6 protein-coding genes and 1 pseudogene are annotated in these 9,013 nt (G+C 63.0%); 2 read left to right on the forward strand and 5 right to left on the reverse strand.

The features are described 5' to 3' along the window. Nucleotides 1–163: 163 nt before the first annotated feature. The 3 genes from BGIM_RS52280 to BGIM_RS0124965 are packed head-to-tail and all read right to left on the reverse strand — an operon-like array spanning nt 164 to nt 3,055. On the reverse strand, nt 164–1,009 hold the full coding sequence (locus tag BGIM_RS52280; RefSeq protein WP_020472444.1) for a S49 family peptidase: 846 nt from the start codon (nt 1,007–1,009) through the stop codon (nt 164–166). Then, complete coding sequence (locus tag BGIM_RS0124960; protein WP_020472445.1) at nt 999–2,834, reverse strand: phage portal protein; 1,836 nt, start codon at nt 2,832–2,834, stop codon at nt 999–1,001. Before BGIM_RS0124960 ends, BGIM_RS52280 begins: the two co-directional genes overlap by 11 nt. Continuing rightward, nucleotides 2,834–3,055 carry a hypothetical protein gene (locus BGIM_RS0124965; protein WP_157369392.1) on the reverse strand — a complete coding sequence of 74 codons (222 nt, stop codon included), beginning with the start codon at nt 3,053–3,055 and terminating at the stop codon, nt 2,834–2,836. The genes BGIM_RS0124960 and BGIM_RS0124965 overlap by 1 nt, the downstream gene beginning before the upstream one ends. Before the next feature lie 935 nt (nt 3,056–3,990). On the opposite strand from BGIM_RS0124965, the gene BGIM_RS0124975 reads away from it, so the two are divergent. Further along, nucleotides 3,991–5,319, forward strand: coding sequence for a DUF6602 domain-containing protein (locus BGIM_RS0124975; RefSeq protein WP_020472448.1), 1,329 nt, complete (start codon nt 3,991–3,993; stop codon nt 5,317–5,319). 33 nt (nt 5,320–5,352) lie between these two features. Here BGIM_RS0124975 and BGIM_RS0124980 read toward each other — a convergent pair whose 3' ends face one another. Both BGIM_RS0124980 and BGIM_RS0124985 read right to left on the reverse strand, forming a co-directional pair. Beyond that, nucleotides 5,353–7,485, reverse strand: coding sequence for a terminase gpA endonuclease subunit (locus BGIM_RS0124980; protein WP_029630451.1), 2,133 nt, complete (start codon nt 7,483–7,485; stop codon nt 5,353–5,355). After that, nucleotides 7,482–8,240 (reverse strand): DNA-methyltransferase, encoded by a 759-nt coding sequence (locus BGIM_RS0124985; RefSeq protein WP_020472449.1) that lies wholly within the window; start codon nt 8,238–8,240, stop codon nt 7,482–7,484. Before BGIM_RS0124985 ends, BGIM_RS0124980 begins: the two co-directional genes overlap by 4 nt. A 575-nt stretch (nt 8,241–8,815) precedes the next feature. On the opposite strand from BGIM_RS0124985, the pseudogene BGIM_RS64980 reads away from it, so the two are divergent. Then, nucleotides 8,816–9,013: pseudogene (locus BGIM_RS64980) on the forward strand (ISL3 family transposase); the annotation flags it as partial.

The raw sequence follows: 9,013 nt of genomic DNA on the forward strand, positions 1-9,013 counted from the left end.
CAGGCAACGTCGTGCCGGACCGAGCTTCCGTGGCGGCCAGGTGAGCCCGCCAGGCGGCCTGGAGCATGACCCGCATCTCGGCGGTGAGAGCCTCGGGGTCATGGCCGAGGGATCGCACATACGCTTCAAAATTCATCGAAAAACTCCCTCCGGTTCCCCGGAACTATTTGGCTTTCATCAATTGCATCAGGGTCGCGGCCCTCGGCTGGATCCCGTCGATCAGCCGCAGTTTCAGAGCCTCGGGGGCCAGAAAGGTCCGGCCGCTTTTGATCGCTTCCATTTGGGCCGGTTTCAGTCCCCGGCCCTTCTGCACGGCCGCGTCAAACGGGATCTGCATGTCATTGACCAGCCCCTGAATGTACGCCTGCTGTTCGTCGGTCATCGGCGTGCCAGGGGCTCCCGTTCCCTTGAGCGAGCCGGTCGAAAACACGAACGTCTTCACGCCCTTTTGCTCGGCCTTCTTGCTGTCGTCCTGCCAGACCCAGATCGTGCCCACCGAGCCGACCATCGCCGTCGCCACGTTGGCGAACACCATGTCGGCCTGCGAGGCGAACCAGTAGGCGGCGCTCGCCCCCAGGTCCTCGATCTGAGCCCAAACCGGCTTGGCCCGGCGGGCGGCCGTCACTTCGTTGGCCAGCTCGGCCGTGCCGGCGACCGTCCCGCCCGGGGAGTCGATCGCCAGCAGGATGGCCGAGACGTTGGGATCTCTGGCCGCCTGCCGGATGTCGTGCCGCAGTTGCACCGTCGAGGTTCCACCCATGCTCGACTGCTGTTTCATCAGCTCGCCGTCGGCCTGGATGACCGCGATGGCCTGGCCGTCCCTCCCGGTGGGAACGAGTTGCGTGTACGAGCGGAGCGGAGCGGCCCCGTCGCTCATGTGCTTCGGCCAGTCCATCCGCTGCAATTGCTCGACGGCCGTCGCAAACCGCGACGGCTCGAACGCCCAGGCCCCGAGATACTCGGTGATCCGGGGGAAGACCGGCGCGGCGATGATGATCTCACGCGGCATTGGCCTGGTCTCCCTGGGGATCTTCCGGATTGGCCGGCTCCGGAGCCGGGACGGCCGGCTTCGGAGTGCTGGCCATCGCCTTGACAAGCGTGTCGATCTCATCCCGGTCCGCCGCCGGGAACGAGATCCGGATCAGGGACGTCGCCCCCTCGATCGTGTAAATTTTCGAGGTGAGCTTGTCGCAGATCGTCATCAGCGATCCCACCTGGAGGCCGTTGAGGGCGGTGCCCTGCACATCCCCGGTCTTCACGGCGGCGGCCGTCGCCCCGGTCGGGCCGTCGCCGGCCTTCTTCGTTCCGCCCGTGGCCACGGTGGTCTGCGTGCCATCGGGCTCCTGGGTCGTCAGCGTGACGCCCGTTCCCCCGGAGGCGAGCCCCAGGTCCGCCCGCATCTTCGCCTCGCGGGCCTGCTGCTCGAAGACCTCCTCATAGTCCTCGCCCATCTCGCCGCATTCCCGCTCATACGTGGACAGGCCGGCCTCGATCCGCATCTGGGCCGCCGTCACGTCCTTGACCGGGTCGATCGAGTCGAAGGCGTCCCAGCGCCACTTTCGCCGCCACGTCGAAACATCCGGCAGGCCGGCGGGCAGGAAACCGAAGATCCTCGACGCCTCGCCCAGCCAGGCCATGAGCAACGGGTCGAGGACGGCCTTGGTGATTCGCCGCCGCCGCCAGCGGATGCACCGCTGGTAGGGCAGGTGGTCGAGCCGGCCGGACGAATAGTTGTAAGCCGCCGAGCTTCCCGTGCTCGTGTTCTGGGCGGCGCCGATCGTGCGGCCCGCCTGGGTCAGCAGGATGTCCTGATAGTCGCCAAAGCTCGGAACCGGCTGGGCCGGCGCGAAGGCCTTGATGTCTTTCACGCCCTTCGGCAGCATGGTGATCATCTGCCGGGCCACGGGAATCTGCTCGAACTCCTCCTCGTCCTCCTCTTCGTCGTCCTCGGACTTCGGGGCGTCGAACGACGGCGTTTCCGAATCCTGCGTCATGTAGGCGGCCCACATCGCCGCCAGCTCGGCCGCCCCCAGCACGGCCCCGCCGTAACGCCGGAGCTGGCCCATCAGGGGCAGCGCGGCCTTCATCGCCGGCAGTCCGCGAGCTTGGGCGGGACGCGTCCGGTGCATGAACCACAACACCCGCTCGGCGGGATACGTCTTGTAGCCGTTGCCGCCGGGGGTCATCCAAGAATTCAAATCGCCGGGATGCCGGTCGAGGATGTCCACCGACACCAAGTCGCCGAACTGGTCAATCTTGACCCCGTCAAACTTCAACGAATCGTCCGTGCCGAGGTCCGGCGTGCAAATCTGCTCGGCCTCGACCAGAATCAGGTCAAGCTGAACGCCGGTCTTTGGCAACTTCTCGTTGACGGTCATCAGGCCGAGAATGTCGCCATCGGTCGTTTCCGAATGGTCCATTAGGTGCAGGTCGGCCCCGAGGTCGATCCGCTCGGACCACTCCTGGAATAATAGCTCGACCTTCCGCGTGATGTCCGACGAGACGCCGGGAATCGTTAGTTGCAAACGGGGGCAGGTGCCCAGCGTGTCAACTGTCCGTCCCTCGATCATGCCGCCCAGGTGGGCGTTATTCTCGGCCTCGTATCGCGAGCGGTTCCGCAACACGGCCCGCACGTCCGGCGAGGTCCCCGCGTTCGGGCCGAGGGCGTCCGCGTTCTTCCAGAGATTGCGGTTTTCGTCCGTCGTCTGGGCGGCGTCGAACTTCGACGCCGGCCGGCCCGTGGCGTTCCCGCCTCGCCCCGGCTTCTTTTTGCCGGGCGATTTGGGGGCGGGCCGGCCAAGGGCCGCCCGCCACATTCGTCCGATCAGGGTCATCAGGTTTGCCCCGGCATGATGCCACGGTAGAAGCGAATCCGCTTCGCCCCTTTGGCGGGTCTGGCCGCCGCCGTCGCGGCCGCCTTCTCGATCGCGTATTGGTCGAGCTTGATCATGTCATCGGCCGACCGGGCTCCGACCGTCAGCCCGTCCGTCGTGACCGTCGACGGCGAGGCCGCGGCATCGGCGATCTGCTCGGGCGTGAGTTCGGTCGGTTCCATGATCGGCCCCCCGTGGTGATGAAATGGATCATCTCCGGCCGGTTGCCCGAGCGAACGGGGAATCGGGAAAAATTTTTCGGAAGAGGATTGGTTCGACACCCAGCGGGGGATTCAATGCCTGGATGGGAAGGGTGGGAGGTGGGTCGGTGGGTCAATCAGCCAAAAAGTGTTTGACGGCGGCGCGCCAGTCGGTTAGCCTGCCGGCATGGGTCGGCATCACTGAGGCCGCCAAAGCGGCCGGAAATGGACAGAATCAATTCTGTCCATTTCATATTCGACGAGCGGCAAAGACCTCCGGAGGAGATGCGAGTGGCAGATAATAACCTCACGCCAACTCGTAAGGTTGGGGCAAGTGCTCTCGCGGGTGCGATAACGGTCGTACTCGTCTGGGTATTGAACACCGTGGTGCTCCCAGAGAATAACAAGATTACCGGAGAGGTGGCGTCAGCACTCACCTTGATTTTAACATTCGTGGTGGGCTATTTCGTGCCCGAGGCGGTTGATCCCGCAGTTGCCTGGAGTAAGATGGAGCCGATGCTCCTCGACCAGCGATTTCAATGGCGGAAAGTGGTAACATTAGCTGGAGCTGCAAGTATTTCATCACGTGCTGCCACAGACATCCTACGCCACCGCCCGCACGTCCGGATTGGTCAAGACGCACAAGGCGAGCCTTTAGCTCAGCTAACCCAACGGCCACAGCAGGGCCAACTACAAGCACCGCAGGGGCAGTTGCCGCCAGCCCAACCTCAGCCACCCGTGGCTCATCTCCCACCGGGGGCATAGTGGTTGTATGCTGCGAGGCGGGCCGAACCAAGTGCCGCAGCAGATCCCACCCTCAGCCTTTGTAATTTAGGTGTCAGTCGCTCTGGGCGGGGCAGTTGAACACCAGCGTTAGCCGTCACAATCGACACTCCTCAGTCCTTCCGGCCGACGCCATGATCGAGACGATCGCTCAGCTCTTGAAAGCCTTCTCTGATCACGAGCGGGCGCAACTCGACGCAATGCGCATTGAGCACGCACCAACGATCGGTGCGATGTATGAGGGACTGACTCGCGACATTCTTGACAGGGCGATTCCTCCGCAACTGCACCTGCGAGTCTTGTCCGGATTCGCATACTTCAAGGATCAACTGAGCGGTGAGCTCGACTGCATGCTCGTTCGCGGTGAAGGCCAGCAGATTCCGTATACGGAGAAGTATCGGTGGCACATCTCGAATGTCATAGCGGTATTTGAAGTGAAGAAGACACTCACAGCCGACGATCTGGCAGACAGCTATAATCATCTTCGAACCGTCGCCCGCCTGTATTCGGAGTATGTTGCGAGTGAGGAGGCAGCTGGGATTCAAGTTGACCTGCGATGGCCCCGGCGAGTGTTCGGACAGATCACCGGAATCGCGGCACCGCCACATGACCAAATCGGAAGTCTCTCCTTTGATCTCGAACTCATCTATCGCACGCTCACGACCGAGTTTCTCGGGCCGGTTAGGATTGTACTTGGGCACCACGGCTGGAAACGTGAGCAGACTCTTAGGAATCACATCGCCGGACTACTCAAGGACCGTCTCTCGAACCCAGCCGGAATGGGCGTCGGGAGTTTTCCCCAGCTGATAATAGGCGGAAATTATTCACTTGTTAAAGCGAACGGCTTCCCGTACGTCACCTCGCTCATTGACGGAATGTGGCCTTTCCTAATTTCGACGAGCCACAACCCCGTCCGAGTTCTACTGGAACTCCTTTTCAGTCGAATCGATGCCCTCTACTCCACAAACCTTGCACGCGACCGCTCGAATATTCAAGAAGTGATGTCCTCCTGCTTACGCGCACGCGCAGTGGAGCTTTCAGACCGCAAAGGTTGGGAGTACATCTATGACGAACTCACCGAGTGCGAGCTTAAGGAGCGAGGTGCCGAAGCACCCTGGGAACCCGCCGAACTCACTTCCGCGCAATTCACGATCATCTGTAGACTTTGCAATGGCGACGACATACGAACCGACGATCCCAAGTTCAGCTCGTTCGTGTCGAAGGAGCCGGGCGGTTTGCCTGAGTTCATCAAGGTGCTTACTGCCACGCGATTGGTTGCCGTAGACAACATGAATCTCAGACTGACCACTATCAACTGTACCGCCATGATCACGCCCGATGGGAAGTTCGTTGCAGGCGAGAACAACGCAGGGCAAATGCAGGTCTGGTCGGAGCACAAACTGGGCAAGCCTCTCGATCTAAGCAATACGCCAATCGTCCGCGCAAGAGACCCTAATCCATGAAGTCGCCGCGAGCCAGCTCGGTGACGGATAAAACTAGCCCCGCCCGGTCTTCTGCCGATACCGCTCGGCGAGGCCCGGGCGTTTCTTCTTGGCGGCGGCCGGTCTCGCCCGAATGGTCGCTTCTCCCTCCGGAGACGGCAGGCCGCCGACCGACGCCGACCATTGTAATCCCCCCAAACTCGCTCCTACGCAACACCCCACCAAGCAGTCCCACCAGTCGTTGTCCCGGTTCGGCCGCAACTTCCATTCTCCCACCTTCCGGCCGGATTCGACGCCGGCGACGACGGGATATTCCGAGCTGAGATGATCCGCAAACAACCGGTGATCCTGCGCCTCGGCCGGGGCGTGAACTCGAAGGCATCCCGCCGCCCCATCGGGCGTCTTCATCCGCTCGGCCGCGAACGTCTTCCAGTGGTTCACGTCAACCACCAAGTGACGACCCCGGCCGGCCGAGTGGGCGGTCATCACCCAGTGCCAGCCGTGCCTCTGGTTCGGCGCCCGTCGCCAGGCCGACATCGGGGCGGCCGTGGCCCCGATGAACTTCCCGTGGCTCGGCATGATCAGGGCGGCCCGACGAGACCGGCGGCAGAAGTCATACACCGCGTCGGTGGACTCCCCCCAGTTGGCATCAATCAGCCAGCGATCGACGCGCATTTCGGCGTTGGATTCCTCCTGGAGGAACGGGCGGCCCAGCACAAGCTCCTCGACGATGCCGAGGGCCTTGAACACGGCCGCATCCTGCGACAGTCCCTCGAACTCCGGCAGGTCGCGATAACCCGGCCGGGGATCGCTCTTGGCGAAGTAGTCCCGCCGTTGTTCCGGGAAAACGCCATAGGCGACAATCGAGCCGCCGAACCTGGCGTCCCACGCGCAGACCATCCACCAGATCAAGTCTGCCCCGACGTCGGCGAACGCCGTGAGCCGGTCGCAGTTCCGAGGGACCGTCAGGCGGGGAAGATTGGACACCTTGGCAAACACGTCGGCCGCCGCGAGCTGGACGCCGGAGGTCTGGTCGACGTTGGCCAACGGCTCGTTCTGGAACTCGGCCGCGAAGGTTCGCGGGTTGGCCAGCTTGTGGTTGAAGGCGTGCTGGATCGCGGACAGTTCGTCGGGATTGAATCGCTCGGGCCAGGCGACTTCGGCCCCCCGGTCCATCTCCTCCCGGTTTTCGCGGTAGAACTCCGTGCCGGCCGAACCCTTGTCTCCCTCCCGCATGCCGTCGGCCCTGATCTTGGCGTACTGCTCCCAAAGGTCTTCATTGTCCGGCCAGCGGTAGACCAGCTTCGTCCGCTGGCCGTTCCATTCCGGATGCCGCTCGCGGTCGAGCATCTGCTCGGCCAGGTCGTCCGGCTCGATGACCGTGCAGGGCATCACGCCGGAGATCTTCACCCCCGGACCGGCCAAGCCGAGCACGGCCCCGGCGATCAGCCTCGCCCTGGCGGCCGTCTGGTCGGGCATGCGGGCGGACTCGTCCGTCTGCGGGTCATCGGGAATGACAAAGTCGGGCCGGATGGTTCGGCCGTCGGCATCCTTCGCCTTCATGCCACGAACCCGCCCGGTGATCCCGGCCACGCGGATCCGCGCTCCGGAGGCCTTCGATCCCTTCACCGTCGGGAAGACGATCTCCTTCGCCGTCCAGGAGATCCGTGTCCGTTCACCGCCGAGCGTTTGGCCATTGGCCCGATTGTTGATGCCCTCCAGCCGGGCGACGGGATAACAGGCTTCCGGGAAGTCGGCGAGCAGCAGCTCGTTGGTTTCGATCTCCAGCTTGATCGAGTCGAGCATTTCGACGGCGGCACCCTCGGTCGCGCCGATCAGCACAATGAACCGGCGATGGCCGTAGAGAATGGCCCACTCGGCGGCGGCCTCGACCAGCGACGTCTTGCCCGTCCCCCGGGGCATCGCCATCGCAAACAGACCGCCGTGAAGGATGGCGGTCTCCAGCTTCTCGATGACGCGAAGGTGATCGGCCGACCATTTGAGCCGGAAGGTTTCCTTGCGATAGGTCTCACAATAACGCTGAAGTGACTTGGCGCACTTGTTCCGGCGTCGCCGGTTCTTCACCTTTGGCAACGGGCCGATCTCGCGGCCCGTTGCCGACCGCTCCCGGCTGATGCGGGACTGCCGCTCCCGGTACGAACCATAGTCGGGATCGTCGGACGTCATGCCGCGAGCCTTCCTTGTCCGAACTCGGCGTCCAGCCGGCGGGCCGAGATCTCACAGTAGGCTTCCTCCTGCTCGATGCCGACGAACCGCAGGCCCTTCCGGACGCAGGCGACGGCCGTCGTCGAGCTGCCGGCGAACGGGTCAAGGATCAGCCCGCCCGCCGGCACGCAACCGACGAGCTGCTCCAAGAGGGCGGTCGGCTTGCCGGTCATGTGATGCTTGTCGGTTTGCAGGACGGGATAATGATGGCAGCCGTCAAACGGGCCGGCGTGAACCGCCTTGCGGAGCGGCCCGTTCGAGGCCCAGACAACGTACTCGCACTGATGCTTGAAGTACCCCTTGTGCGGAGCCCTGGCTCCGCGTCCCTTGTCCCAGGCGATCAAGCCCCGCCAGACGAGGCCGCCGGCCTGGACGGCGTCGGTGCAAAGGGGAAGCATCCGCCAGTCGATGAACGACAGGAAGTAACCGCCGTCGGTCAGGAGCCGGCGGCACTCCGAGATCCAGAGGGAACACCAGAAGGCCCACGAACGGCCGTCCCGGTTGTCCCCGGAGAAGGTTGGCCGACCGAGGGTTTTGCCGTCCTGACAGTACTTTGCCTCCGGCGGCATCGACCGCGTGCCCTGCCACATGCCCCCGCTGGAATACGGCGGGTCGGTGATGACGGCCGAGACGGTGGCCGGTTCCAACGACGGGATAATCTGAAGGCTGTCGCCCTGATAGAGAGTGATGTTTTCGCGTTCGTAATACGGTTTCATGAAGATGATCCAACCATTGGGCGACCAAACGCCCGTTCAAAAGCGTTTGGAAAACTAACTCTGTCTCAAATGCCGGCTGTTCCCGTGTGGGTCGTCTGTTCACAGACGACTTGGAAGGACCCATAAAACGTTTTTTCAAAGCCAGCGGAAGCTGAACGCTCATCAGCCTGATTGGCCTTCCACGGGCCGCTAGCGCGATCCTTTGCCCGGTCCGGTTCGGCCGTACTCCGCTCAGCTACATGGGTCATCATCGCGGCCCGGTTGCCCGAGCGGTGAATCGCTCTTCGTGGTCTCACGAATGTTATTTCGTGAGACCAAAGGGGGTGCAAAAACTATACCCCCTTTGGTCGTTCACGGGTCAGAGCTTCGAGAGTGAGGGTAAGTCGAAACCCGACCGGATTATGCACGGGTTTATACACGCGAGCCGAGAGGCGGCGGGTCGAGCAACCAAGGCAGGGGGTGTCTCAGTGTGTGCTTAATTAAGGCTCATCCGAGAAGTTCGTACTCAGGGGTTGCCAAAAAAGAGGAGCATGCCGTTTCATGAAAGGTAACCACACCATCTTCAGGAAGCCGGCATGTCCTCCACGCTACTGTATCGTGTTTTCGGTGTTCGGGACTATCAAGTCGTTCGGACCTCCTCCGCCGAGGGCGGCCTGACCCTTCATCTCCGGCAGGATCCCGCCCATGACCGCTGTTCGTCCTGTCAGTCCGCCAACGTCATCCGACGCGGGGTCGTGGAACGCACCGTCCGCACCCTCCCGGTTGGCGGCAAG

It is taken from the genome of Zavarzinella formosa DSM 19928 (assembly GCF_000255705.1).
GTDB classification, from domain to species: Bacteria; Planctomycetota; Planctomycetia; order Gemmatales; family Gemmataceae; genus Zavarzinella; species Zavarzinella formosa.

Bases quoted from the DNA above. Each gene is read 5' to 3' on its own strand.
- BGIM_RS52280 (WP_020472444.1), bottom strand. From the start codon at position 1,009: ATGCCGCGTGAGATCATCATCGCCGCGCCGGTCTTCCCCCGGATCACC.
- BGIM_RS0124960 (WP_020472445.1), bottom strand. From the start codon at position 2,834: ATGACCCTGATCGGACGAATGTGGCGGGCGGCCCTTGGCCGGCCCGCC.
- BGIM_RS0124965 (WP_157369392.1), bottom strand. From the start codon at position 3,055: ATGGAACCGACCGAACTCACGCCCGAGCAGATCGCCGATGCCGCGGCC.
- BGIM_RS0124975 (WP_020472448.1), top strand. From the start codon at position 3,991: ATGATCGAGACGATCGCTCAGCTCTTGAAAGCCTTCTCTGATCACGAG.
- BGIM_RS0124980 (WP_029630451.1), bottom strand. From the start codon at position 7,485: ATGACGTCCGACGATCCCGACTATGGTTCGTACCGGGAGCGGCAGTCC.
- BGIM_RS0124985 (WP_020472449.1), bottom strand. From the start codon at position 8,240: ATGAAACCGTATTACGAACGCGAAAACATCACTCTCTATCAGGGCGAC.